The organism is Leptothermofonsia sp. ETS-13, from assembly GCF_049200465.1.
Classification (GTDB): domain Bacteria; phylum Cyanobacteriota; class Cyanobacteriia; order Leptolyngbyales; family Leptolyngbyaceae; genus Leptothermofonsia.
The window spans coordinates 4565447-4589351 of the sequence record NZ_CP120836.1 but is presented as its reverse complement, the minus strand read 5'-3'; the positions used below and the strand labels follow the sequence as shown (position 1 = coordinate 4589351).

Below are 23905 nucleotides of genomic sequence, written 5' to 3'. Positions count from 1 at the left end.
GGGGCGGAACCTACACTCCGTCCTAAGCCTGGTTAATCTAGCTATAGACAGCTATAGATGGGTGGATGGGTAGATGAGTTTCGAGTTTTAGCTGCTGGTATAGATGCCGAGATCGCGCAGTTGCTGAACAAAAAACTCTTCCAAAGTGGGGCGTGACAGGTTTACCGTTAAAATCTGGGCACCCATCAGGTTAAGTGTTGCCAGAAAATCGTAGGGGTCGCCTTGCAAATGCCCATACCAGCAGCCATCCTGAAATCCCAAATTGGTCATCCGTTTTTTGAGAACATCCAGACTGCCACCCTTGCCTTTAACGAAGTAGGTATCGGCTGTACCCAATAGTTCTTGCAACGAGCCCATGCAAATGAGTTCGCCTTGAGCCAGAATGCCGACGCGATCGCAAATCATTTCCACATCTGACAGTACATGGCTATTGAAGAAAATTGTCCGTCCCTGGGATTTTAGTGACAGGATAATTTCCCGAATTTGATAACGGCCCATGGGATCTAACCCAGACATGGGTTCATCCAGAAACACCACCTCTGGATCGTTAATGAGTGCCTGTGCCATGCCAATTCGTTGCAGCATCCCTTTGGAATATTGCCGCAGTTGCTTTTTCTTGGCGGCGGAATGGGCCAGTCCCACCAGGTCAAGCAATTCGGGAATTCGCTGCTTCTGCACAGAACGGGGAATGCGAAACAATCCAGCTGTGAACTGCAAAATTTCCCATCCCGTGAGGTAGTCATAGAAATAGGGATTTTCAGGCAAGTAACCCACCCGTTGTTTGATGGCGCGATCGCCCACGGGTTCCCCCAGCAGTTTGGCCTTACCTCCCGATGGGCGAGTAATACCCAGCAACGTTTTCAACAATGTTGTTTTACCTGCACCGTTTGGACCCAGTAAGCCAAAGGTTTCTCCCTCGAACACCTGTAAAGTGCAGCTTTTCAGGGAAACAATTTTCTGAGTGAGCCAGAATCCAGTTCGGTAGGTCTTTCGCAGCTCATAGGTTTCCACAACCGCTGGACGTTTGGCAACAGTTGGTTCAACGGTTGGTTCGGTTGCTTCCTGATTAACAGATTCCATAGATCTTTTAGATATATCCGGTCGCCTAAAAGTTTCCATCGGTTGGCCTACCCCATAGTACCCTGCTATACACTGTGGATGGAGACGTTCGGAGCGGTTATGGATCGGTCTAAGGTTATTGCTGTGATTACAGGCGCGATCGCCATTGCCATCAGCATTGCCTACCTGCTGATCGTGCAAATTCTTGATTTTCGCAGCGAGATGGTGCCTGCCCCCCCTGGGAATGGTTACCCCCATTGAGGTTTACGCTCCTGGCAGCAGGATGGGGGGAATGCAGTAAACTATTTCAAGTTGAGGAAAGACGTTGAGAGAAAATGCCCCAGGAAGAGATGGAGCAGGCAATTGCGCAGCATACTATCAAAATCACGGAAATTAAAAATGATGAGGGGTGTTTCCAGGCAGCTAAGTAGCTAGGTGCAATTAAATTAAGGATAATTTCGGGGGTGGAGGGGGTGAAACCCCCCGTCTGGGGGCTGCTTCCCCACTCCCTCCTTTACAAATCAATGATGACTACCTACTTATTTGGGCTATGATTTGCCATCCACGAATATCGAAAGCCTATGACATTCGAAGAAGTTGAGCAGGCGATTGAAAAACACAATACTGAGATTGCTGAAATTCGCCAGATTCTGATGCAAGTTGCAGAACAACAAGCAGCCAATATGCAGCAAATCGCAGCCAATACTGCCGGACTGACAGAGTTGCGAGGCATTTTGGCAGGTTATTGCGGGGGGCGATCGCAGTTTGATTCATGAGCCGTTTATTCAGGATGGATTCTGAAACCGTTGCTCCGACGCCTTAAACCCTTGATTAACCCCGACTCCCTTTTAAGAATTCACAAAAAAATTGACACGCTTACTAATCACTTAATTAATATCGTCTTCACGCTTCCCAATCGTCTGAATTGGAGTTGCGCGGTTCCCAATCCTCTTCAAGATTCGCACCTAAGTGTTTAGGGTTCGGCGATCGTGAAGGAGGCAATAGAGATTCCAATTCTACCTCAAGTTGTAATTCTTCCAATTCCAATATCGCTTCATCTTCCTCCTCCGGCTGATTCAAATGCAGAGGATTCACCACCCGCGTAATTGCCTCCTGCACAAACGATTTAATAAATTCATCCCGGCGATTCAATTGAAACTGGCGTTGCACAACTTCGGTAATGCCCCCGTCTCCCCAATCCTGGTCATGCCGGAAGTATTCAATAAAGCTTTTACCGGCAATCCGGGTCAGGTAAGCGGCTGTCACTCCCTGAATGGCCCGCCCTACCAACATGCCCCCAATACTGAGTTGGAGGGCCGTGGTCACAAGGGTAATCGCTCCTTTGACGATACCCAGACTGGCCAGGGTTTTGCCCAGGGAAAGGGCCAGTTCCCGTCCCCGTTCCGTATTAATTTCACATCCGTAAACTCGCCCAATTTCCACCACCATCTGAGCGTTGACAGCCGCCGCTGCCAGCATATCTACAACGGGTAAGGGAGTTGCAGCAACTACTCCGGCTCCAATCCACTGAAACCGCTCCACAAGTTTGTCAGCCTGGCGGCGACGCTGAACGTCAATTAGATTACGAGCCTTCTCACTCAGTCGCTGAGATTGCAGCAGGATATTGTCAGCCACCAGGTCTTCCCCTTCCGCCCGCAGAACCGCCACCATGCGGCGAATCAGGGGCATGATGTCGGGGTCAGGTTGAAACATTTGCCCATCTTCCAGCCTGACTGCTTGAGGCCGGGCTGCAACGGCAACCACGTCAGCAGGCGCTACCAGATGCCGCACCCGTTCGCGCAGGCGGGCCAGAATTGTTTCCCGATCCTCGTCAGGGAGGAGGTCTGATTTGTTGAGCACAACCAGCGATCGCTTCCCAATTTCTGCCAGCGCCTGCAAGGGGTCATATTCAGACTTACGCAGGTCATTATCCAGGACAAACAGCAGCAAATCGGCTTCAGTTGCTAACTTGCGTGCCAGTCGTTCCCGCTCCGTTCCCGCAACCCCTGCTTCCAAAATTCCGGGGGTATCAGTAATCAGGATTTCTCGATTTAACCCCTTCAGCTTGAGCGAGTAGGTTTCACCCACCTCCGTCGTTCCCATCGGGGCACCCACCTCGCCCACCATGCGACCAATCAACGCATTCACAATGGAGGTTTTACCGGCTGATCCGGTACCAAACACTACAACCTGGATTTCTCCTCGTGAAAAGTTTTGCTCAATTTCACGGGAGCGCATCAACAGTTCCTGACGGGCTACTTCGTCCTGAATCTGGGCAACCTGCTGCCGTACTGCTTTCAAGGTTTCTTCTGCGGCTTCTGTTTTGGCGATGGGCACTCTAGGTTGCGATCGCCGCGCCCGTTTTTTCTTGCGTTTCTGTTGTTGAGGTAGCCAGAAAAAATAGTAGACAAAGGCCGCAATCAGCAACCCTATCAGGACAATGATCAGAAACAGAAGCGCCTGTGACAACAGCGGGTAGTAAGACAGTTGCCAGAATAAGCGCTGAAGAGAATCAATCAACCAGATCGCTAAACCCAAGATCAGGATGATGCCAGTGATGAGAATCAAAAATCGCGACAGGGGCATGGAGAAAACGCCTACAGCCAGTGCCATTGCCTTTCATTCTAGTCTCAGTCGGTTGGAAGGGGCAGTAATGGAAACGTTGTTATCAGTCGTTGGGGGGTATGTTCGTTCTTCCCTTCAGCAAACACGAGCGACTCAAGGGGCTGATCAGGCCCAGGCATTAGTCAACCAATACAGTGGCACTGGTCCCAATCCACAGGCTGTGAACGCTTTGTTGGGGACTTCGATGCAACAGCAGGTTGTGCAAGATTTGATGCAGCGACCTGGACTCAATCCCCAAACGATTCAGAGTTTATTGCCTGTACTCGTTCCTCTGGCGTTGAATCTGCTGCGGAGTGGAGCCAGTACGCAAAACCCCCAATCTGCTGGAGGAAATTCAGTGCTAAACACGTTTTTGGATAGCGATTGCGATGGCGATGTTGACCTGGGCGATGCAATGCGAGTGGCAGGCCAGTTTTTGGGGTCGCGCCAGTGATCTTTTCCCCGACCGGGCCCTACTAAACCAAACTTTCCTCTTTATCCAGGGGTTTAACTCCTGCTAAGTCCAAAATTTGTGGAATCAGATCTTCCCGCTTGACGGCCATCATGTGCACTCCCTGGCAAAGTTGGCGGGCCAGTTGAATCTGCTCTGCGGCAATAACCATCCCTTCATAAAGAGGGTCGGAGGCACGCTCCAGGCGATCAATAATGGAATCGGGAATGTGAACACCCGGAACGCAGCGGTTAATGAACTGGGCGTTTTTAGCCGACTTTAGCAGAAAAATGCCTGCTAGGATGGGCTTGTTGCAACCTGCGGCAATCTGAGTCATAAACTTTTCGAGGCGGTCAAAGTCTGAGATTAACTGGCTCTGGAAGAATTGCGCTCCCGCTGCAAGCTTGCGTTCAAACCGTCGCTGGAGCCCTGACCAACTGCCACACTGAGGATCGACGGCAGCACCGACAAATAAATCTGTGGCTCCATCGGGCATCGGCTTTTCATTAAAATCCATGCCTGCGTTGAGCTTATGGATTAGCTGAAGCAATCGGACAGATTCCAGTTCAAACACGCCGCGGGCTTCTGGATGATCACCTGCTTTAACTGGATCGCCGGTCAGTGCCAGAATGTTACGAATGCCAAGGGCATGGGCCCCCATCAGGTCTGCCTGTAAGCCAATCACGTTGCGATCGCGGCAAGCTATCTGACAAATGGGTTCGACTCCATGCTGAAGCAAAATTGCCGAAGCGGCCAGAGATGACATCCGCAACACGGCTCGACTGCCATCGGTAATGTTGACGGCATGTACTCGTCCTTTCAGCAACTGTGCCATCTGAATCATGTGGGAAGGATCTCCCCCTTTGGGAGGCATCACCTCTGCTGTAACCAAAAAGTGACCCGTCTGAGCCGCTTCACGAAAGATGGGCATGGAATGGGCATTTGAATTAAACAGATTTAGCATTCACAGTCGAGCGTATTAACTTCAAAATGCTGCTACCTACCTTACCTGTCATTAAGGAAAGTTAAAACCGAGAATTAAAAACTTTCATCAGAACTTAAAAACAACGTTGGGTGGATAAACTTGCTGTTGTAGAGCATTTCTAGCCCGTTTCTAGCCTAAGTCGGCAGGGAGTAGCCTAATGCTAGCTTGACTCTGCAGAGGGTTTCGTTGGCAATTTCTGAAGCTTTTTCCCGTCCGTCGCGCAGAACTGATTCCAGATAGCCCTTCTCGTTCATGATCTCGTGATATTTGTCCTGAATCGGTTTCAGGTGGGCGATCGCGGCTTCCGTCAACAGGGGTTTAAACTGGCCCCAACCCATGTCTTTACACTCCTCGGCCACGTCTTCTTTAGATTTGCCGGAAAGCAGCATGTAGAGGGTCAGCAAATTGTTGCACTCCGGGCGATCGGGGTCACCAAAGACTAACCCCCGCACCGGATCGGTCTTGCATTTTTTGATTTTGTTCTGAATTACCTCTGGCGAGTCCAGCAAGTTAATCCGGCTCATGTCAGAGGGATCGGATTTTGACATCTTCTTGGTGCCGTCAGTCAGGCTCATGATCCGGGCGCCATCCGCTCGAATCAAAGGCTGTGGCGATTTCAATACTGGCTGATCGGGCTTACCGTACTGGTGGTTGAGGCGGTTTACAATATCGCGGGTTAGCTCGATGTGTTGCTTCTGGTCTTCACCAACCGGCACTTTGTCTGCATCGTACAGCAAAATGTCGGCTGCCATTAGCACGGGGTAGTCTAACAGTCCCACACTCACGTTTTCTCCCTGCTTGACGGCCTTCTCCTTAAACTGAATCATGTCAGTCAGCCAGTTTAGCGGAGTAATGCAGTTGAGTAACCAGGCGAGTTCTGCATGGGCGGAAACATGGGACTGGACAAAAATGGTGGAGTAGGCCAGATCAATGCCGCAGGCCAGGTAGAGGGCAGCGATCGTATAAGTATCCGATGCTAACGTAGCAGGATGATGGGGAACTGTAATAGCATGCAAATCGACCACGCAAAAGAAATTGTCATATTGGTGTTGCCCCTCTACCCAATTGCGAATAGCGCCCAAATAGTTGCCCAGGTGAAGATTGCCCGTTGGTTGGACTCCAGATAGAACTCGCTGCTTAGTCATGGTGCTTAACAATTAATCCCTCTTGGACTACTTCTGTACAACAAATTAAATAAATGTAAATATTATTACTCCGCTGTCACATTTGTTCCTACCAATTATGACCCAATCCCTTACTCAAGAGCAGTCTGCTCAACTTCAGGAGTGCTTTCTTCTAGCACAGGATCCCAAGCAACAGGCCGATGCCAGTAAAATGTTTGCCCAACTGAGCGATAGCCTTAGCTCTAACCCCATTGCCACTGAACTCCTGGCAGCCCTCTGGAATGAAGTATTAGCCGCCCGTCGCTCAGCGGCATTCTGGCAACAGTTCAGAGATGTTGAGAAAGAAATGTCAGACAAACTGGCAAAGAGCCACTTGCAGTTGAGGCAAAATTATCTGCGATTGATGCAGGAGCAATAGAGTTCTTATGAAACGTTCCTACAGATAGCCACAGATTTATAGCTGTCGTCAGGTGCTCAGGACACTGGCTTTAAAGGGGGTGGGGAGGCTTCGCCCCTAGCCAGGGGTTCCCGCCTACACCCTGTCCTAAGCCTGAGCCTGGCGGCTATCGCTATAACACATTAACCCCTAACCTCTCGTCCCTTGCCTCTTCTGCACCTGGTTCCTGCGACATCACAGGGATTGAAGAATCTGCTGGGATGTCTGGATTTGTTCGGGGCTGAAGCCTGCTTCGTTTAGATAGTTCAGGAAGGTGGAGTCGCGATAGCGAAGGTCTAACTCGATCGCCTGCTGGTAAGATTTCTGGGCAATGACATGATCGCCGTTTCCCCAGTGGGCGATTGCCTCGGCAACGGGGGGATGGGGATTTTCTGGCTCTAGCTTAGCGGCTTCCCTGGCAGCAGCAACTGCCCAGTCGTACTGTTTCAGCCGTTCAAAGGCGAGGCTCAGGTTGTAGTAAGCAATTTCGTTGTTTGGTTTCAGAATTGCTGCCCAGCCGTGGGCTGCTACGGCAGAATCCAACTGTCCACCAACCAGGTAAACAATTCCTAAAGCGTTCAGGGTTGGGACATCAAATGGATTGAGATAAAAGGTTTGCAGTAAAGTGTCCGCGGCTTCCATTGTTTGACCCGCACGGTGCTGAGTCCATCCCAGCAATACCCTGCCAGAAAGGTTATCCGGTTCTAGCTCAACGGCTTTTTGAAACGCCGCGATCGCCTCTGGATACCGCTCCTGATTTCGGTATTCCAGCCCCATCTGCCGATATTCCTGGGCTGAAGATGCCGCTATGGACGGTTTAACTTCTACCAGGCTGCTGAACGTAACGATGACAGCCACACAAAAGATTCTGGACACCCGCGATCGCCACAGATTGGGAGTTGAGGATTTTGCCATTTGTCAGTTTGTCCTAGCAATACCGGTCATCGACTCCAGAGCTTTCAAGCCCAGGAAAGTGAACTTCATGGGGATGGAGAAGCGAAACCCTTCCCCAAACACACCCATCACTTCAAGTTGACCGACTACCAGGGTACAGGATCGGGGAGTGCCGAAGTACCCTGGCGGGTGTTTTAGATTTCCATCGGCTTTAGTCATTCTGGCAATATCAATCGCACCTTTCATTCCCGCTTGAAGGCAACAGCACATCCACTCCCCACTCCCCACTCCCCCACTCTTCCTAGCCTTCTCACACCTAACCCCTACTCCTTATCCCCTATCACCCCTACAACGTCCGATATCCAATACCGCTAAACCAGGAGAAAAAACATGAATATTTTCAAACCAGAGTCCGAGGGTTACTGTCCACGAGTTGTGGTCAAATTCCAGGATGACCTGGAACTTCCCTATGAAGATGGAGTTGAGGTTGTAATTCAGAACCGACAGTTAGGTCCCTGGGAACAACTGGCGCGGGAATATCCCGGTATTACCCTCAAAAGACTTTACACCTCGGTTGATTCAAGGAAAATCCAGGAACTAGTCAACCAGGCAAGGCAACTCGATCCTGGCTATCGTCCATCCAGGCTAGCCAATTACTTCGTGATTAACTGTCCACCGGGAGTGGAACCTGAATCACTGGTGAAAATCCTTTCGTCCTGGCAGGCAGTTCAGACGGTATATTTCGATCCGCCTGGTGATGAACCATTTGTCAATCCAGCGGATGATCCGCGATCGGGCGATCAGGGGTATCTAAATTCCGCTCCCCAGGGGATTGATGCCCGCTATGCCTGGCAGTTTGCTGGGGGTAATGGGGCTGGCCTGCGGGTGATTGATCTGGAGCGGGGCTGGACACTCAACCATGAAGATCTGGCTGCTCAGGGGGCTACTCTCTTGCATGGATCGATTCGGGATGGCTCCAGAGCTCATGGAACGGCGGTATTGGGTGAGCTTGCAGCGGTAGATAATACTCTGGGGTGTATTGGCATTACCCCCAATGTTGCATCCGTGGATGTGGTTTCCTATTGGGGTAGCACCAGACCCGATGCAATTATGGCCGCGATCGCCAACCTTTCCGCAGGGGATGTGCTTTTACTGGAGGCTCAACTGAGCATTCCAGATTGGCCCAATATGCCGATTGAAGTACTGGATGCCGAATTCGATGCCATTCGACTGGCAACGGCTTTGGGAATTTTGGTGGTAGAAGCGGCAGGTAACGGATCCAACGATTTAGATACATACACTGATGGAGCCGGTAACGCGATCTTTAACCGCACAGCTCCGGGCTTCCGCGATTCAGGGGCGATTATGGTGGGGGCTGCCAGCTCAACGATTCCCCATACCCGCCTGGGTTTCTCCAACTTTGGTAGCCGGATTGATTGCTATGCCTGGGGCGAAAACGTCAACACCTGTTCCTCGAACGACGCGGGTGCGATCGACCAGTACACAGAATTTTTCAATGGCACTTCCAGTGCATCACCCATCATTACGGGAGCTGCTTTAGCCGTACAGGGACTTGCTGAAGCAAACCTCGGAGCCCGTTTTACCCCTCAGCAACTGCGGGCTATCCTCAGTGACCCTGCCCTGGGAACGGCTTCTAACGATCCAGCCAGCGATCGCATCGGGGTCATGCCCAATCTCAAAGCCATTATTCACAAGCTGGAGATCCACAAACGCCCCTGCGAAATCTGCATCCCCATTAAGCTAAAAGTTCCCATCTACGTCAGCCCCATTGTGATTGAGAAGGAAGCAAAGTGCTTCAATCCCTCACACACTGGGTGAAAGGGATAGGCAGTAGGTGGTAGGGCCAAGGAAAGTAAGAAGTGAGAGGTGAGGGAGTGATAGGGCAAAGTTTCTTTCCTCCTTCCCTCAGCCATCCACCCATCCACTCATCCACTCATTAATAGGGACAAACCCTGAGCAATTAGAATAGCGGCGATCGCTCCAATGAATGTATTCAAAACGTTAACAACTTCATTGGTCAGCCAGCTAAACCGGGTCTGTAAGGTTGCCCCAATCACGCTTTCGAGACTGGTGGCAATGAAGGCTGCCACTACGCAAACCCCCACCATTGCCAGAGAAATTAACCCCACCGCCCAGCCAACCAGGGCAATTACCACAGATGCCACCACTCCTGCCACTGTTCCTTCCAGGCTGACGGCACCTTCCGTTCCCCTGGGAACTGGTTTGAGGGTAGTAATCAAAAAGGTGCGCTGACCATAGGCTTTTCCAATTTCACTGGCAACCGTATCAGCCAGTTTAGTGCTGAAACTGGCTACATACCCTAGCAACAACAAAGGAACCAACCTCGTTCCGATAGATAAATTTAGCCAGGATGTCAGCAACACTCCCACAGCACATAGAGCCCCAACCAGTGCCGATCCCCAAACATTTTCCGGTCCCCGTGCCCCAGAGCGTTTTTCAGCGATCCCCTCCGCTTCCTTTTGCGCTAGGCCAATCCGTGTCACTGCCGATCCCAGCAGAAAATAGACCATCACCACCAGGTATCCCTGCCAACCCAAACTGCCCCATACCAGCACCCCCAGAAACCAGGCGTGAAGCAGCCCCGCTGGGGTAAGTAATTTTTTGGGTGCAAACCAGGCGATCGCGGCCAGAGCTGTATTTAACACAAGAGCAATTAGCCAGAGAGTGAGAGAGGAAGGGGGAGATGGGGAGTAGGGGGTGAGGAGGAGATTGAGGCTTGATAGAAGTAAGAAAGGCATGGACGGAGTCTGGAGGAATAACACCCATTATTCTGACACCCTAAAGCTGCAAAGTACCCTGGTGGGTAATGCTCAGTCCCAATTCCATTGCGCAAATTGGAAGAGATGAATCACCTAAGCCAGACAATTCAGAGGCAGACTATTGCTAATAAACAGTCAGTTTGGACACCCTTTTTCCCCACCAGGAGAAACTCGTGCTCTCTACTCAAAATCGGAACAAAGACTGCATTGCCGCAGACAAGGAACTAGAAAAACACCAATGGGATTCTCAGTCTTACAGCCAGCGGTTTGTTGACTGCGAGAAAGTGATCGCTCATTCCAATGAAGCCTTGCAAATTAATCCCCATCCCGATGAAGCCTGGCTTCTGAAATCCAGAACGCTCCTGTCTTTGGGACGCTACGAAGCAGCGATCGCCAGTTACGACAAGGCCCTCCGTCTGAATCCTGACAATATGGAAGCCTGGCGTTGGCGGGGATTTGCTTTGTATCTCCTTTACGATGAGCAAATCGCTTTTTCAGAAAAAGAGGCTATTAACCTGGCTTTGGAAAGCAACCCTATCCATCCAGCAATGGCTAACATGGTAAGTAGATACCAGCAACCAATGACTGAAAGTAAACATTGGACTACGTTAGCCACGCCTCAGGAATGCTCAGAAGAATGCAGAGTGGCGATAGCTTGCTATGAGCGAACAATTCCCACCAATTACACCCCTTCTGAAGCCTGGCTGGGACGCTTCTAGGGAAAGAGGTGCAGGGGGATAGGGGATGGGGTGAATGTCAGTTGTATTTGTTGATCGTTATATGAACCAACCACTTTTCCACCTTGCCTTCCCCGTCAACAACATTCCTCAAACGAAGGAGTTCTATGTTGATGGACTGGGTTGTGAGATGGGGCGTGAAAGCCCACACTCGATAATTTTGGGTTTGGGTGGGCATCAGCTTGTGGCCCATGTTACCGATGAACCACTGCAACCCCAAAATGGCATCTATCCCCGGCACTTTGGCTTGATCTTTACCTCTGAGGTTGAATGGGAAAACTTACTGGAACGGGCGCAACAGAAGCATCTGGCATTCTATCAGCAGCCTAAGCGACGGTTTCCCGGTCTGCCGTTAGAGCATCGCACCTTCTTCTTACAGGACCCCTTCAGTAACCTGCTGGAATTCAAGTTCTATTGCCACCCCGAAGCCATCTTTGGTCAGCGTGAATTTACAGCCATTGGCGATCGCGCCGCTGTTAGCTCATAATTCCTTACCTTCAATGGTTCTGTTAAAGCCGTAGCAACCACCCGGAGGCTTCTGGGATCCGAGACCATATAGTGGTGTGCCGGAACCCACACTTTAATATTCTTGCCCACTGGCATCTGCGAACTACTAGCAGGAACAATCATTGTATCGAGAGGAGTCCAGATAGAGGTGAAGTTGAGTTGTTCCAGGGCTGTCATATCCCGGTTCAAGTCTTCTAGAAAAGAGCTGTTCGGGCGCATTTGTATGCACCCCGGACGAAAAGAACCATAGGCAACCCAGGTGCCGTTGTGAGGGGAAGACAGGGTAATAAACCGTCGAACTCGCTGGGCTCCGCCCATCCGCTGAATATAGTAGCGACTCACAATGCCGCCCATGCTGTAACCCACGATATCCAATTGGGTTCCTGGAACAAAGGTATCATCGATGTAGTCAGCCACCTGAGCAGCCAAATGCTCTAGCTCACTGTCTCCATTATTTGGTTTCATATCCAGGTCATAGACAGACCAACCCCGCTGGGTAAGGTGAGATCGCATTGAGTGAAAAATGATACCCGTATCCCAGATCCCATGGATCAACAGCACTGGATTACGCAAGCCTGAAGAAGTCATTGGAAGAATTGGGGAGGGTTTGTAGTGACATGAAACTACTTTATAGCTGTCGCCAGGTCACTTAGGACATTGGTTCTAAGGGGGTGTGGGGACTTCAGGGGTAGAACTTCTGCACCCCATCCTAGGACTGGTAGCTATCGCTATCTAAAATCTAGCCAACGAAAAGTAAAGTTAAGCACAGTACTGAGCCAGTTTCTGAAGTGGCCTTAAATAATGGATTTAGCTTATATAGCGGTGAATTCAACCGATTAGGACTACGCCACCGTCTCCAGTTTTTAATCTGAAAAAATTAATTTTTATTAAAAGTTAACCTGCTTTGATTAGCCTGTCGGCCTAGCTTATCCTTAATCTTTACGGATTCAATCTTTACGGATTCAACTATAGTTTTAGAGAGGAAGTTCACCGAGCCACAGAAATTATATTTTCTAAAGGTAAATCGTTGAGCATTTTGCGTCTCTGCGATCGCCCTAGCATTGGCTCTGGTATCAACATCCTTCGGACCAGCTGCAACCACATCTCCAGCAGCTAATACCGGTAGTACCACTCCGGCAGTATCTTCACCAATTAGAGCTCTACACGGGTGCATTAGGACATTGAAATTAGAGAGGGAGTGGGGGCTTCGCCCCCAGCCAGGGGTGGACCCCTGCACCCCATCCTAACCACAATGACTACCGCTATACCTGTAAGCAGCCTGCCCAAATTAGTAAAGCTGGTGTTGGTAAAACTGTAGAGTAGCCTACTGGAACAGGTGGTAAGAGGAATGAGGGAGTTCCGCTGCGGTTCAGCAACTGGCTAGAGCGATTGGCTAGACCAATACTCCCATGCCAAAGAAAACGGTCTGAAGATAGCAACTATTGAGAACAAGCTAGGGGAATTCATCACACCTTCTCCAGAATCGGCTGCTAAGGCTCTGGAGAGGCAAACCATTCCCGCTGACTTTGCACTAAACTCTGAAGGTAAGGATGTTTGCCCAATTGCGGGTTTAACCTGGTTGTTTCTTGACAACAAGTACGATGCCCCCGCAAGAGCAGACGCTCTGAAGAACTTTATCAAGTAAGCTTATAGTGATAGTGCCAAGTTTGCAATTGAACTCGGCTATTTTCCTACTCCGGCAGGTGTTTTGTCTAAGGCGATTGCCACCCTGGATAAGATTCAGGTAGGGTTAGCAAACTACTTCTTTATTTGAGTCTACTCCCATTGCTTCCATTGCGATTGAGGTGGGCTACAGCAAAAAATCTATTTTTTAATACATCTTTAATACAATTGCCCAATTGCTGGGATGGAGTGACAGCGTGATAATCTTGCTTTTGGGTTTGTGATTTGTATGGCAGACTCATTCTCAAAAGGTTTTTAACTGATTTATGGCTCTAGTAGTAGACCGTTCGGCGACTCCTTCTTGGAAACGAACCGAGCTCTCCCGTCATATTGATAACTGCTTTGTTTGGTTAACGGGAGCGTTTGCGATCGCCATTGCCATCGTACTCTTCATGATTGTCCTCCAGGTTGGTGTTCAGGCTCTTCCTGCTATGCAGAAATTTGGTTTGGGCTTTCTGGTGAATAGCCGGTGGGATCCTGTTGCCAATATCTATGGAGCATGGCCCCAGATCTTTGGTACGATCGTTACATCCCTGATTGCTCTCATCCTGGCGATTCCCATTGGTGTAGGCATTGCACTCTTTTTAAGTGAAGACTTTTTGCCACCTCGTTTGAAGCAGCCAGTTGTATTTCTGATTGAACTGTTGGCTGCTATTCCAAGTGTGATTTATGGTCTTTGGGGTATCTTCGTCTTTATCCCGTTTGTTAAACCGTTCGGGAACTGGCTGCATCAGAATTTTGGTTGGGTGCCATTGTTTAGCACCCCTCCAGCTGGGCCTGGCGTTTACGTAGCAGGCATTATTCTGGCGGTTATGATCTTGCCCATCATTTCAGCCACTTCACGGGATGCACTGGTAGCCGTGCCTGTGGAATTGCGTCAGGCGGCCTATAGTTTGGGGGCAACTCGCTGGGAAACTATTTTTAGAGTAATTTTACCCGCCGCCTCCGCTGGAATTCTGGGTGGGGCAATGCTGGGATTAGGTCGAGCCATGGGCGAAACAATGGCCGTCACCATGGTGATTGGAAACTCTAACGTTGCTTCTCCTTCAATTCTGGCGCAGGGTTCAACCATTGCTTCGCTGCTAGCAAACCAGTTTGCCGAGGCAAGAGGTCTGCTAATGTCTTCTCTGATGTACGCTGCGATCGTCCTGTTTCTACTAACGCTAGTGGTGAATGTTCTAGCGGAATTCATTGTCAGCCGGATTCGGTTGAGATACTAGCAAGGTTGGGAAGTGATTAGATAGCTTCACCACTTAAGACAGAACATAGTTTGAAGAACGTAGGTGCCCAGAGGAATATACGATGACCGGACAGGATCTATCTTTTTCTTTTCCGGGAAGAACCTTGAGGAAAAACCTAAGTTCGCCCCGAACATTGTTTTCCAGCGTAATGTCAGGGATAGTGATCTTGTGTGCTGTAATTGCACTCATTCCTCTGATCGCGGTTCTTTCCTACGTTCTGATTCAAGGATTTGCCTATTTGCGTCTGGATCTCTTCTTCAAGCTACCGCCTCCACCCCTGGTTAAGGGAGGTGGTTTTGGCAATGCTTTTGTCGGTACACTGCTGACGGTTGGGCTGGCATCTTTGATCAGTATTCCGTTTGGGATGATGGCAGCTATCTTTCTGGCAGAGTTTGCAAGGGATACAAAGCTGGCTTACTGGGTTAACTTCTTCACAAACGTTCTCAGCGGTGTCCCATCTATTGTGATTGGGGTATTTATCTATGCGCTGATTGTAATTCGCACCGGGACGTTTTCGGCAGTTGCTGGTGGGACTGCCCTGGCAGTACTAATGCTACCAACCATTGTGAGGACAGCAACTCAGGCACTGGAAGCTGTTCCAATGGATTATCGGCAGGCCGCGATCGGGTTGGGTGCAACTCGAATTCAAACTACTCTACAAATAGTCTTGCCAGCTGCAGTTCCAGCAATTCTGACTGGAGTAATGTTGGGAATCGCGCGTGCGGCTGGAGAAACAGCTCCTGTTCTATTCACAGCGTTGTTTAACCAGTTCTGGAATAGACCTATCTGGCAGGGTGGGCTTTGGGAACCCACCGCAACGATGTCAATGCTGGTCTACAACTTTTCGACGGTTCCCTATGAAAACCAGCAGCAACTTGCCTGGGCAGGGGCTTTGGTCTTGGTAACTCTGGTTTTGGTAATTAGCATTGTTGCACGGATATTGACTCAACGCAGACGTTAGCTTCTACAGAGCTTCTACAGGTACGAACCCTATTCTAAGTAATTGCCTATTGCTCTTCCCTTGCAGCTGAAACCAAATTCAATATTTATTCAACCTCTATTCAACTTCATATTTATTCAACTTCGACCTATGACTTCCAATCTTCAAATTGCTCGCCAAACCGAAACCGTATTCCGTACAGAGAATCTAGATATCTACTACGGCAATTTCAAAGCCGTTCGAGATGTCAACATTGAGATTCCCAAAAACGCCATCACTGCCTTCATTGGTCCCTCTGGCTGTGGTAAGAGTACGGTGATACGCTGCTTTAATCGCCTGAATGACCTGATCAGTTCATTTCACATCAACGGTAAGATTTATTACCACGACCAGGATCTTTATGCACCAGACACTGATCCGGTTGAGGTGCGCCGCCAGATTGGAATGGTATTTCAGAAGCCCAACCCCTTCCCCAAAACCATTTACGACAACATTGCGTTTGGTCCACGGTTATTGGGCTTCAAAGGCGATATGGATGAATTGGTTGAACGTTCCCTCAAGCAAGCAGCTCTGTGGGATGACGTGAAAGATAAGCTTAAGGCAATGGGCACCGATTTGTCGGGTGGGCAGCAGCAGCGTCTCTGTATTGCCCGGGCGATCGCCGTTCAGCCCGATGTCATCTTGATGGATGAACCCTGTTCTGCCCTGGACCCGATCTCCACTCTGAAAGTCGAAGACCTGCTTCAGGAACTGAAAGAGAATTACACTATCGTCATCGTGACCCACAATATGCAACAGGCTTCCCGTGCTTCAGACTTTACCGCCTTCTTCAATGTTCAGGCAAACGAAAAAGGGCAGCAGACTGGGTATATCGTAGAGTACGACCGAACAGAAGTGATCTTCCAGAATCCGCAGCAAGAAGCTACGAAAGAATATGTCAGCGGTCGTTTCGGTTAATCCTGAAACAGTCAATCAGTTGCTTCAGTGATAGGAGCGTTAGACGTGTGCGTAAGAAACAGGTACGTATTTTTTATTGTTATTGCACGTGGAATCAGGAGTCAAAAGTCAGGAGACAGAAGTTAGAAGGTTAAAGGAGTGGGAGGGGATATGGACGAATTAATGGGTGAATCTCCTCCTCCGATCTATCCATCTTCCCCCTTTACCCCTTCTAACAACTAACCACAAATAATGGATCTCTACCCCATCCCCCCATCACTCTTCTACTCATCCAACCCTTTCCCTGCATTCCTAACCAGGGACCGCTCCTCAGTTTCCTAAATCACGGTACAATAGCGAAAATCCTATAATTTTTGGAAGGTTAGAACGTAGTCCCGTCGTTTTGCGAATGCTTATGAAGCGATATCTATCATGCCTGCTCTCTTTGGTTCTGGTTGTTTGCATTGGTCTCATGGGGTGCTCTTCTGCACCAGCAGGCTCTATTGGGATGACCGGAGACTACAATCAGGACACTCTGGCAGTCGTAAATGTATTGAGAAACGCAATTGAATTGCCTGATGACTCGCCTGAAAAGGGAGCCGTCCAGGCGCAGGCGCGTCAATTGATTAATGACTTTTCGTCTCGCTATCGGCGGGAAGGGTCCGTTGCCCGGTTGAATTCTTACACCACTATGCGCACAGCCCTAAATTCTTTAGCAGGGCACTACAGTTCCTATCCCAACCGTCCGATCCCTCAAAAATTGAAGGATCGGCTGGAAATGGAATTCAAACAGATTGAGCAAGCAATTAGCCGTGGTGTATAGCGGCAATAGAATGATTGCGATCGCCCTCTACTTGCAGCAGCCCATTCAGCAATGAAGCCGGGCGCTGCTGGTATGGCCAGGCAAAAGCATGACGGAAGGCAGCATCCTGGCAGGCTTGTAACTCCTGAAAGCCAATGATGTCATGAGTCAGTAAGTTCTCATACTCAAACGGCAACCGGACGTTATGGAGTCCGGCATTGTCTGTGCAGATGGCAATATCGACTCCGGCAGCAAAGCAGCGGTCAAACACCAGCTTCAGTTCAGAAATGTCCTTCAGAGTGCCCGTTTTGGGATAGGTGGTGGGGCAAACCTCCAGGCATTGCCCCCGCGCTGCCACCTCCTTCAGCAAGTGAGGGTAATGGAGTGGAATTTGAATGCCATGCCCAATTCGCATTAGATAGGGCAGCAACTCTGGATAGCAACCTTCACGGGTTTCATACAGATGTCCGGTGGTGTTGATATCCAGCGATCGCGCATAGGCATACAGTTCCACAAATTCATCCAGGCGATCGCGGTAGTGGATATCGCCCCCCGCTAAGTCGATCGCACAGACGTAATCACGTGATTGGGCAGCCAGGTCGACAATTGCCCGGTTTACCTCATAGGGCAACCGCGAGTGCATGCAAAGGATCTGGCTGGTAACAATCGGGTACTCGTTCAATCGGCTGGCCTTGCCTACAATTTCCACAATTTGTGCCATCAATTCAATCCGGTTAGACTGGGGCAGGTGCTCAGGCGTCCGCAGATAGGGAGTATACCGCAGTTCCAGGTATGCCAAATTCTCGAAAATATAGGCACCCCGCATCAAACGGTACACAAAGTAGGGCAAAGCCTCTGCCGTCTGCACGCTTTCAACCAGCGTGTGTAACTCCAGATACTCATCCAAAGTGTTACGAGGACGTGTGTAAAAATCCTCAAACTCTAGATAATTGGGAAATCGTTGAGCCAGGTCAGGATCATGACGTTGCAGATACCGCCACAGAATACGAGGTACAACAGAGCCTCCAAGGTGGCGGTGGAGTTCAGCATACAGAGCCACGGGCACCTCTCTATAGGTACTATAGGTAAAGGATTGTACAAAATTCATCAACAGGGAGTTGGGGCAAAGCATCCGGTCAAACAGTTCTCAGAGTAATTGAATCCATGCTTGCCCAGGTACTTTGCCTCTACCAATGACCAATGCCGATAAACACTGAACGGTTTGCAGCATCTTAATCTAGATCATAGAAAATGCACAAAGAACTGCCCCGCATCTAACACGACTTTCAGCAAAATTGCTGAGTATTGTAGATTACCTATTTTTTTCGATTTCGATTGACAGGCGTGTCAAGCGCTGTTGATAATGGACATTTGTGCAAACTCTAGCTTGACAAAAACTCTTGGCTAACGTTGTTGTAGTGGGTGCCCAGTGGGGCGACGAAGGAAAAGGAAAGATTACCGATCTGCTCAGTAAGTCAGCGGATGTGGTAGTTCGCTATCAAGGCGGTGTCAATGCCGGACATACCGTTGTTGTTAAAGATCAGGTTTTCAAGTTGCATCTCATTCCCTCTGGAATTCTCTATCCAGACACTGAGTGCATCATTGGTTGCGGAACTGTTATTGATCCTCAAGTACTGATTGGAGAGCTGGATCAGCTTGAGCAACTAGGCATCTCGGCGGAAAATCTGTTCATCTCAGAGACCGCTCACGTAACCATGCCTTACCATCGCTTGATTGATCAGGCATCGGAGCAGCGCCGGGGGGAACACAAGATTGGTACCACTGGACGGGGTATTGGCCCAACCTATGCCGACAAATCCGAGCGCACCGGCATCCGTGTGATAGACCTCATGGATCGGGAGTCACTTCGCAAAAAACTACGCTGGACCGTAGAGTATAAGAATGTCATTCTAGAAAAGCTTTATGAATTGCCCCCCCTGGATCCACAGGCGATTATTGACGAGTATCTGGAATACGCCGATCGCCTCCGCCCCCACGTTATTGATAGCTCCCTGAAGATCTACGACGCGATTAAGCGCAGGCGCAATATCCTGTTTGAAGGGGCTCAGGGAACCTTGCTCGACCTGGATCATGGCACCTATCCCTACGTCACCTCTTCCAATCCGGTTGCTGGAGGAGCCTGTGTCGGTACGGGGGTTGGCCCCACCATGATTGACCGTGTTATTGGCGTAGCCAAAGCCTACACCACTCGCGTTGGCGAAGGTCCCTTCCCAACAGAACTGCATGGCACAATGGGAGAGCACCTGTGCGATCGCGGTGCAGAGTTTGGCACAACCACCGGGCGCAAACGGCGCTGTGGCTGGTTTGATGCCGTCATTGGTCGCTACGCGGTTCGTATCAATGGGCTGGATTGCCTCGCCATCACTAAGCTGGATGTTCTAGATGAACTGGACGAGATTAAAATCTGTGTCGCCTACGAAGTCGATGGCAACCGTTGCTATGACTTCCCGAGCAACTCTCGCCGGTTTGCCCGCTGCCAGCCCATCTACAAAACCGTTCCGGGCTGGAAGCAGTCCACCGCTGACTGCCGTTCCCTGGATGACCTACCAAAACAAGCGCTAGATTACTTAAAAGTGCTGGCGGAGTTGATGGAGGTACCGATTGCGATCGTTTCCTTAGGTGCAAGTCGTGATCAAACCATCATCGTAGAAGACCCGATTCACGGACCCAAGCGTGCCTTGCTGTATACGAACGGCACAGCTAACACTGAAACGGGTAATCAAAAGTTAGAAGTTTGAAACCAGCAGGTCGATAAGCAGGAAACAAAACTAGATCCATTTTTTCCACTTGGTTCTTTCTACCCACTCTATTCCCTTTGCTCCCATTGCATTTCTCAACAACTATGGAACTCTCACTTGAATGTCAAACCCGCTCTTCTAATAGCAAAGCAAATACCCTGCGGCATTCTGGCCTGATCCCCGCCGTACTGTATGGTCACAACGGCGTTGAATCGGTTCCGCTGGCCGTACCTGCTAAAGCAGCGGAGAGGCTAATTCGGGATGCCTCCGTCAACAATACCCTGATTGACATCAACGTGACTGACCTCCCCTGGAGAGGCAAGGTTTTGTTAAGAGAAGTTCAATCCCATCCCTGTAAGGGAACTCTGTATCATCTCAGTTTTTTCTCAGTTGGTTCCCATGCGACTCTAGATGTTGATGTTCCAATTCACACGGTTGGCGAGGCTCCTGGTGTCAAGACAGGCGGCGGTTCCCTGGATCTGCAAATTAACGAACTCCATGTTCGCTGCGCCCCAGACCGGATTCCAGAAGTCATCGAAATTGATGTGTCCGGGCTAAATGTAGGAGATGCACTTCACGTCCGTGAATTAACCCTGCCTGAGGGGGGTCACTGCCCTGGTTGAACCTGACCAGGTGGTGGTCACCATTCTTCAAGGGAGGGATAGCGGCAGTGGTACTGGCAGTGATGAAGAATCGACTTAATGAGTAGGGGATAGGGAAAGGAAGGAGGAGGGTGGATAGATGAATAAGCGGATGAGCATCCATTTATCTACCTCGCATTTACTCATCCACTTATCTACCCCTTTCCCGTGTCCAAATGGCAAGCCCCCCTCCCCGACCACGGGCAGCAATATAGTCTTCAGTTATTAGAAAGAAGGCAAAAAAGGGAAGTTTAGAAATTGGCTGATGCTCAAAGGCTTGCGTCTGAATTTTGCTGCTACGAACATTACCCCCATAAAGCGTGCGCCCAAACAGGGCAATTTGCATGTGAGTAAGGTCAAATGCCAGCAGATTTTTTTTTTTACCCAGGTATCTACAAGGGCCTGTAAACTTTACCAGGAGTGGGCCAAGACGAACCTCATTACCAATTTCACCGTGGCTTGAACCCTCAAGGGCGTTGAACGAGATCTGTGCCTTTGCTACTTTTGGCATGTACCAGCCGCGTCCTAACAGGATTCCTCCCCGTTGACGGGCTTTGCGGGTGCCAGTTGCAAAACAAAGTTGCCAGTGGCCGAGGAGAGGTTGAAAAGGATAGACCAGCCGCTGTTGCTTGGCAGCTTTTTCTGCCTGGAGCAAAGCATTGACTACCGCATCAGCAGAAGGACGATTGGATGATTCCCCTCTAAAGGCGGCAACCGCTTCGGAAAGGATTTTCAGATAAGCAGGCTGAGCAGTAGATAGTAGGTTCACCGTCATGGGATTAGTTTTGGTGGTGCTACCCCAGATCTAGCACACTATAGCGATCCTTCTTGAAATTTGAACGGGGTGCAGGGGTGGAACCCCCTGGCTGGGGGCAAAGCCCCTACTCCCTCTCTAATTCCAATGTCCTAATGCACCCGCGTAGAGCTATAAAACCTACCCGTACAGCGGAGAGGAATTTTCCCTATCTGGAGGTAGTGGCAGTGCGTGGGAGGCCAAAGGGGGGTGGCATACAATAGAGTTTTACCTATCGCGTTTTGAGTCATGCTGCCACGAGACGAATTACTGAAGACTGTTGAAAATCGTGAAGCTGTAGCACGAGTCCTGGACCAGGCAGAGCAGGCCATCAAAACCTGGGAGTTGGTGCAGACAGATTTTCTTTCTCCTCCAGAATATAGTGAGGTCCAGCAGGTATTTGGGCGGTTGACTGAAATTCATGGGGTTGCATCGGGTGGATACCCACAGGCAGAACGCCAGAGGCTGGCGATCGCCCGTGCAGAGCTACCCCTCGACTCCAGTCAGGTGGAACTTGCAGCATTAGAAATCGCGGGAAATTTTCTGTTTGATCTGGCAACCCATCGCGACTTTTTGGGGGCCATTCTGGGTACGGGAATTGTGCGGGGAAAGGTCGGCGACATCATTGTATTGGGCGAACGGGGAGCACAGGCGATCGTCGTTCCTGAAATGGTGGAATTTCTGGAGATGAACCTGAAGCAAGTCCGCTCTGTACCAGTTAAAACCCAACCTATCAGTTTGGGCGAACTCAAAGTGCGAGAGCCAAAGAAAAAGGAAGTGACGACTGTGGAAGCTTCTTTACGGCTGGATGCGATCGCCTCTGCGGGGTTTGGCATGTCCCGTAGCAAAATGGCAGATATGATCACTGCGGGTGATGTGCGGGTTAACTGGAAGGAAACAACCAGTGCCAGTTACCCGGTCAAAGAAGGAGATCTGATTGCCATCCGTGGCAAAGGCCGGGTTGAGGTGGGCGAAATTGCAATCACTAAAAAAGATCGCTACCGCATTCAACTAACCCGGTTTGTATAAACAGCAAAGCCCCTACAAAAGCCCGATCGCATGTAAAGGGCCGCGTCCCATCAGTAATTCCATCAGCACAGCAATAATTCCAATCATTGCCAGACGACCATTCCACACCTCGGCAGAAACCGTCATGCCCCATTCCCACCGTTCCGGTGGATACATCTTAACCTGTTTCTCGGGGTGCATCACTTCTGACAGCTTCATACTGGGAGCATTCATTGACTCCAGAACCATGTTGGCCAGATCATCAATGAAAACGGGATGGGTATTCAGTGCGGGGACTCGATGAAAGTTCTCAATCCCAGCTTCTTCGGCGATTTCCCGGTACTCCATGTCAATTTCCTGCAGCGTTTCAATGTGCTCCGAAACGAAGCTAATGGGTACCACAACCATGTCCTTGACACCCTGTTCGGCCAGTTCTTTGAGGGCATCTTCAGTGTAAGGTTGCAACCACTCTACGGGACCGACCCGGCTCTGATAAGCAAGGGTATGGGCGTTCGGACGGTTCAGCGTCTGCATAATCAGCGCAACACAGTCCTCAATTTCCTTTTGATAAGGATCGCCTGCTTCCTTCACATAACTAATCGGAACACCGTGGGCGCTAAAAAAAACATGCACTCCATCTGGGTTGGGAAACTGGTCAATCTCCTGCGCAATCAGTTGTGCCATCGCTGTCAGGTAGCCAGGACGGTCATACCAGGACTGAACAACGGTATAATTAATCGCTTGCAGTGCAGGGTCCTCTTCCCAAATCTTCTCAAGCAAACGGAAACTCGAACCGCTGGTGCTGATAGAAAAATGAGGGTAGAGGGGAAGAATCACCAGTTGATTGATGCGATCGCGCTTAATTCGGGCAATGGCTTCTTCAGTAAACGGATGCCAGTAGCGCATCCCCACGTAAACAGTGGCTTCCTGCCCTTTCTGCTGAAGTCGAGTTTGGAGGGCCTGGGCCTGTTCCTCAGTGATGCGTCTGAGGGGAGAACCCCCACCGATGAGTTTATAGTTTTCCTGCGATCGCTTTGCCCGCATTGTTGAGATCAGCCAGGCAAGGGGGCGTTGCATCCATGGAAAAGGAAGCCGAATAATTTCGGGGTCTGCGAACAAGTTATACAGGAACGGACGAACATCTTCCAACTTGTCTGGTCCGCCCAGATTTAATAACAGAACCCCAACTTGACCCATAGCGGCTATAGCTTTCCCATTTTCTAAGGTTTGTAACTGATTTTAACAATAAATCTATATTTGAAATTAAGGTAGGGAATAAATACCTAGTAGAGCTGATTTCTGAAGATTTCGTAGCATTGACAATTTCGATAGCATGCTCAAACGAATGCAGGATTGGGGGAGGAGAGAGGAGAGAAGTGCAGGAGTAGAAGGGTGGGGCAGTGCTTCCGTGTCTGCTCTCCAACCGTCAAGATTATGTTGGCCCGCAGAACCTTGATTGGGACATAACTTGATTGGGACATAATTGGAAGCATATGCATGAGTA

The 23905-nt window shown here is 49.9% G+C and carries 25 protein-coding genes; 14 read left to right on the top strand and 11 right to left on the bottom strand.

Features of this window, described 5'->3' with window-relative positions; genetic code table 11:
* Positions 1-87: 87 nt before the first annotated feature.
* On the bottom strand, positions 88-1080 hold the full coding sequence (locus P4D80_RS20870) for an ABC transporter ATP-binding protein (protein ID WP_421655945.1): 993 nt from the start codon (positions 1078-1080) through the stop codon (positions 88-90).
* A gap of 99 nt (positions 1081-1179) precedes the next feature.
* On the opposite strand from P4D80_RS20870, the gene P4D80_RS20865 reads away from it, so the two are divergent.
* On the top strand, positions 1180-1320 hold the full coding sequence (locus P4D80_RS20865) for a hypothetical protein (protein ID WP_421655944.1): 141 nt from the start codon (positions 1180-1182) through the stop codon (positions 1318-1320).
* 320 nt (positions 1321-1640) lie between these two features.
* The gene (locus P4D80_RS20860; protein ID WP_421655943.1) at positions 1641-1835 is read left to right on the top strand and encodes a hypothetical protein; all 195 of its coding nucleotides are present in this window, start codon (positions 1641-1643) and stop codon (positions 1833-1835) included.
* Between the two features lie 127 nt (positions 1836-1962).
* Here the strand turns inward: P4D80_RS20860 and P4D80_RS20855 are convergent, their stop codons facing one another.
* Complete coding sequence (locus P4D80_RS20855; protein WP_421655942.1) at positions 1963-3672, bottom strand: YcjF family protein; 1710 nt, start codon at positions 3670-3672, stop codon at positions 1963-1965.
* On the opposite strand from P4D80_RS20855, the gene P4D80_RS20850 reads away from it, so the two are divergent.
* Positions 3644-4117, top strand: a complete 474-nt coding sequence (locus tag P4D80_RS20850) for a hypothetical protein (protein ID WP_421655941.1) — start codon at positions 3644-3646, stop codon at positions 4115-4117. The genes P4D80_RS20855 and P4D80_RS20850 overlap by 29 nt on opposite strands.
* A gap of 22 nt (positions 4118-4139) precedes the next feature.
* Here P4D80_RS20850 and P4D80_RS20845 read toward each other — a convergent pair whose 3' ends face one another.
* Both P4D80_RS20845 and trpS read right to left on the bottom strand, forming a co-directional pair.
* Positions 4140-5045 carry a methylenetetrahydrofolate reductase gene (locus tag P4D80_RS20845; protein WP_421655940.1) on the bottom strand — a complete coding sequence of 302 codons (906 nt, stop codon included), beginning with the start codon at positions 5043-5045 and terminating at the stop codon, positions 4140-4142.
* Positions 5046-5233: 188 nt separating this feature from the next.
* Complete coding sequence (trpS, locus tag P4D80_RS20840) at positions 5234-6244, bottom strand: tryptophan--tRNA ligase (RefSeq protein ID WP_421655939.1); 1011 nt, start codon at positions 6242-6244, stop codon at positions 5234-5236.
* Positions 6245-6341: 97 nt separating this feature from the next.
* Between trpS and P4D80_RS20835 the strand changes: the two genes are divergently transcribed.
* On the top strand, positions 6342-6641 hold the full coding sequence (locus P4D80_RS20835) for a hypothetical protein (RefSeq protein WP_421655938.1): 300 nt from the start codon (positions 6342-6344) through the stop codon (positions 6639-6641).
* Between the two features lie 213 nt (positions 6642-6854).
* On the opposite strand, the gene P4D80_RS20830 is transcribed toward P4D80_RS20835, so the two are convergent.
* Positions 6855-7574, bottom strand: coding sequence for a tetratricopeptide repeat protein (locus tag P4D80_RS20830; RefSeq protein ID WP_421655937.1), 720 nt, complete (start codon positions 7572-7574; stop codon positions 6855-6857).
* Positions 7575-7577: 3 nt separating this feature from the next.
* Entirely contained in the window at positions 7578-7799 is a 222-nt protein-coding gene (locus tag P4D80_RS20825) for a hypothetical protein (protein WP_421655936.1), read from the bottom strand.
* A gap of 144 nt (positions 7800-7943) precedes the next feature.
* On the opposite strand from P4D80_RS20825, the gene P4D80_RS20820 reads away from it, so the two are divergent.
* Positions 7944-9392: a S8 family peptidase gene (locus tag P4D80_RS20820; protein ID WP_421655935.1), complete on the top strand. Its 1449-nt coding sequence runs from the start codon at positions 7944-7946 to the stop codon at positions 9390-9392.
* Positions 9393-9499: 107 nt separating this feature from the next.
* Here the strand turns inward: P4D80_RS20820 and P4D80_RS20815 are convergent, their stop codons facing one another.
* Positions 9500-10333, bottom strand: coding sequence for a TIGR00297 family protein (locus tag P4D80_RS20815; RefSeq protein WP_421655934.1), 834 nt, complete (start codon positions 10331-10333; stop codon positions 9500-9502).
* 194 nt (positions 10334-10527) lie between these two features.
* Between P4D80_RS20815 and P4D80_RS20810 the strand changes: the two genes are divergently transcribed.
* Positions 10528-11073 (top strand): tetratricopeptide repeat protein, encoded by a 546-nt coding sequence (locus tag P4D80_RS20810; protein ID WP_421655933.1) that lies wholly within the window; start codon positions 10528-10530, stop codon positions 11071-11073.
* A 34-nt stretch (positions 11074-11107) separates the two neighbouring features.
* A complete protein-coding gene (locus P4D80_RS20805; protein ID WP_421655932.1) occupies positions 11108-11578 on the top strand; it encodes a VOC family protein in 471 nt (156 codons plus the stop codon).
* Here P4D80_RS20805 and P4D80_RS20800 read toward each other — a convergent pair.
* A complete protein-coding gene (locus tag P4D80_RS20800; RefSeq protein ID WP_421655931.1) occupies positions 11530-12186 on the bottom strand; it encodes an esterase/lipase family protein in 657 nt (218 codons plus the stop codon). The two genes, P4D80_RS20805 and P4D80_RS20800, sit on opposite strands and share 49 nt — an antisense overlap.
* Before the next feature lie 1361 nt (positions 12187-13547).
* Between P4D80_RS20800 and pstC the strand changes: the two genes are divergently transcribed.
* The 4 genes from pstC (at position 13548) to psb27 (ending at position 17221) form a co-directional block, all read left to right on the top strand.
* Complete coding sequence (gene pstC, locus P4D80_RS20795) at positions 13548-14501, top strand: phosphate ABC transporter permease subunit PstC (RefSeq protein ID WP_421655930.1); 954 nt, start codon at positions 13548-13550, stop codon at positions 14499-14501.
* 169 nt (positions 14502-14670) lie between these two features.
* Complete coding sequence (pstA, locus tag P4D80_RS20790; RefSeq protein WP_421655929.1) at positions 14671-15483, top strand: phosphate ABC transporter permease PstA; 813 nt, start codon at positions 14671-14673, stop codon at positions 15481-15483.
* Between the two features lie 129 nt (positions 15484-15612).
* Entirely contained in the window at positions 15613-16419 is an 807-nt protein-coding gene (gene pstB, locus P4D80_RS20785; RefSeq protein ID WP_421655928.1) for a phosphate ABC transporter ATP-binding protein PstB, read from the top strand.
* A gap of 451 nt (positions 16420-16870) precedes the next feature.
* Complete coding sequence (gene psb27, locus P4D80_RS20780) at positions 16871-17221, top strand: photosystem II protein Psb27 (RefSeq protein WP_421655927.1); 351 nt, start codon at positions 16871-16873, stop codon at positions 17219-17221.
* On the opposite strand, the gene P4D80_RS20775 is transcribed toward psb27, so the two are convergent.
* Positions 17205-18308 carry an adenosine deaminase gene (locus P4D80_RS20775; protein ID WP_421659576.1) on the bottom strand — a complete coding sequence of 368 codons (1104 nt, stop codon included), beginning with the start codon at positions 18306-18308 and terminating at the stop codon, positions 17205-17207. The two genes, psb27 and P4D80_RS20775, sit on opposite strands and share 17 nt — an antisense overlap.
* A 292-nt stretch (positions 18309-18600) precedes the next feature.
* Between P4D80_RS20775 and P4D80_RS20770 the strand changes: the two genes are divergently transcribed.
* On the top strand, positions 18601-19959 hold the full coding sequence (locus P4D80_RS20770; protein ID WP_421655926.1) for an adenylosuccinate synthase: 1359 nt from the start codon (positions 18601-18603) through the stop codon (positions 19957-19959).
* 104 nt (positions 19960-20063) lie between these two features.
* A complete protein-coding gene (locus P4D80_RS20765; RefSeq protein ID WP_421655925.1) occupies positions 20064-20582 on the top strand; it encodes a 50S ribosomal protein L25/general stress protein Ctc in 519 nt (172 codons plus the stop codon).
* Positions 20583-20751: 169 nt separating this feature from the next.
* On the opposite strand, the gene P4D80_RS20760 is transcribed toward P4D80_RS20765, so the two are convergent.
* A complete protein-coding gene (locus P4D80_RS20760) occupies positions 20752-21375 on the bottom strand; it encodes a hypothetical protein (RefSeq protein ID WP_421655924.1) in 624 nt (207 codons plus the stop codon).
* Between the two features lie 267 nt (positions 21376-21642).
* Here P4D80_RS20760 and P4D80_RS20755 point away from each other — a divergent pair, with 267 nt between their 5' ends.
* Complete coding sequence (locus tag P4D80_RS20755) at positions 21643-22422, top strand: photosystem II S4 domain protein (protein ID WP_421655922.1); 780 nt, start codon at positions 21643-21645, stop codon at positions 22420-22422.
* 12 nt (positions 22423-22434) lie between these two features.
* Here P4D80_RS20755 and hemH read toward each other — a convergent pair whose 3' ends face one another.
* Positions 22435-23598 carry a ferrochelatase gene (hemH, locus tag P4D80_RS20750; protein ID WP_421655921.1) on the bottom strand — a complete coding sequence of 388 codons (1164 nt, stop codon included), beginning with the start codon at positions 23596-23598 and terminating at the stop codon, positions 22435-22437.
* Positions 23599-23905: the final 307 nt, after the last annotated feature.

Bases quoted from the DNA above. Each gene is read 5' to 3' on its own strand.
- P4D80_RS20865 (WP_421655944.1), top strand. From the start codon at position 1,180: ATGGATCGGTCTAAGGTTATTGCTGTGATTACAGGCGCGATCGCCATT.
- P4D80_RS20765 (WP_421655925.1), top strand. From the start codon at position 20,064: ATGGAACTCTCACTTGAATGTCAAACCCGCTCTTCTAATAGCAAAGCA.
- P4D80_RS20800 (WP_421655931.1), bottom strand. From the start codon at position 12,186: ATGACTTCTTCAGGCTTGCGTAATCCAGTGCTGTTGATCCATGGGATC.
- trpS (WP_421655939.1), bottom strand. From the start codon at position 6,244: ATGACTAAGCAGCGAGTTCTATCTGGAGTCCAACCAACGGGCAATCTT.
- P4D80_RS20855 (WP_421655942.1), bottom strand. From the start codon at position 3,672: ATGGCACTGGCTGTAGGCGTTTTCTCCATGCCCCTGTCGCGATTTTTG.
- P4D80_RS20870 (WP_421655945.1), bottom strand. From the start codon at position 1,080: ATGGAATCTGTTAATCAGGAAGCAACCGAACCAACCGTTGAACCAACT.
- hemH (WP_421655921.1), bottom strand. From the start codon at position 23,598: ATGGGTCAAGTTGGGGTTCTGTTATTAAATCTGGGCGGACCAGACAAG.
- P4D80_RS20835 (WP_421655938.1), top strand. From the start codon at position 6,342: ATGACCCAATCCCTTACTCAAGAGCAGTCTGCTCAACTTCAGGAGTGC.
- P4D80_RS20775 (WP_421659576.1), bottom strand. From the start codon at position 18,308: ATGAATTTTGTACAATCCTTTACCTATAGTACCTATAGAGAGGTGCCC.
- P4D80_RS20760 (WP_421655924.1), bottom strand. From the start codon at position 21,375: ATGACGGTGAACCTACTATCTACTGCTCAGCCTGCTTATCTGAAAATC.
- pstC (WP_421655930.1), top strand. From the start codon at position 13,548: ATGGCTCTAGTAGTAGACCGTTCGGCGACTCCTTCTTGGAAACGAACC.
- P4D80_RS20830 (WP_421655937.1), bottom strand. From the start codon at position 7,574: ATGGCAAAATCCTCAACTCCCAATCTGTGGCGATCGCGGGTGTCCAGA.
- P4D80_RS20845 (WP_421655940.1), bottom strand. From the start codon at position 5,045: ATGCCCATCTTTCGTGAAGCGGCTCAGACGGGTCACTTTTTGGTTACA.
- P4D80_RS20825 (WP_421655936.1), bottom strand. From the start codon at position 7,799: ATGAAAGGTGCGATTGATATTGCCAGAATGACTAAAGCCGATGGAAAT.
- pstA (WP_421655929.1), top strand. From the start codon at position 14,671: ATGTCAGGGATAGTGATCTTGTGTGCTGTAATTGCACTCATTCCTCTG.
- P4D80_RS20815 (WP_421655934.1), bottom strand. From the start codon at position 10,333: ATGCCTTTCTTACTTCTATCAAGCCTCAATCTCCTCCTCACCCCCTAC.
- P4D80_RS20820 (WP_421655935.1), top strand. From the start codon at position 7,944: ATGAATATTTTCAAACCAGAGTCCGAGGGTTACTGTCCACGAGTTGTG.
- pstB (WP_421655928.1), top strand. From the start codon at position 15,613: ATGACTTCCAATCTTCAAATTGCTCGCCAAACCGAAACCGTATTCCGT.
- P4D80_RS20805 (WP_421655932.1), top strand. From the start codon at position 11,108: ATGTCAGTTGTATTTGTTGATCGTTATATGAACCAACCACTTTTCCAC.
- P4D80_RS20755 (WP_421655922.1), top strand. From the start codon at position 21,643: ATGCTGCCACGAGACGAATTACTGAAGACTGTTGAAAATCGTGAAGCT.
- P4D80_RS20850 (WP_421655941.1), top strand. From the start codon at position 3,644: ATGGAGAAAACGCCTACAGCCAGTGCCATTGCCTTTCATTCTAGTCTC.
- P4D80_RS20860 (WP_421655943.1), top strand. From the start codon at position 1,641: ATGACATTCGAAGAAGTTGAGCAGGCGATTGAAAAACACAATACTGAG.
- psb27 (WP_421655927.1), top strand. From the start codon at position 16,871: ATGGGGTGCTCTTCTGCACCAGCAGGCTCTATTGGGATGACCGGAGAC.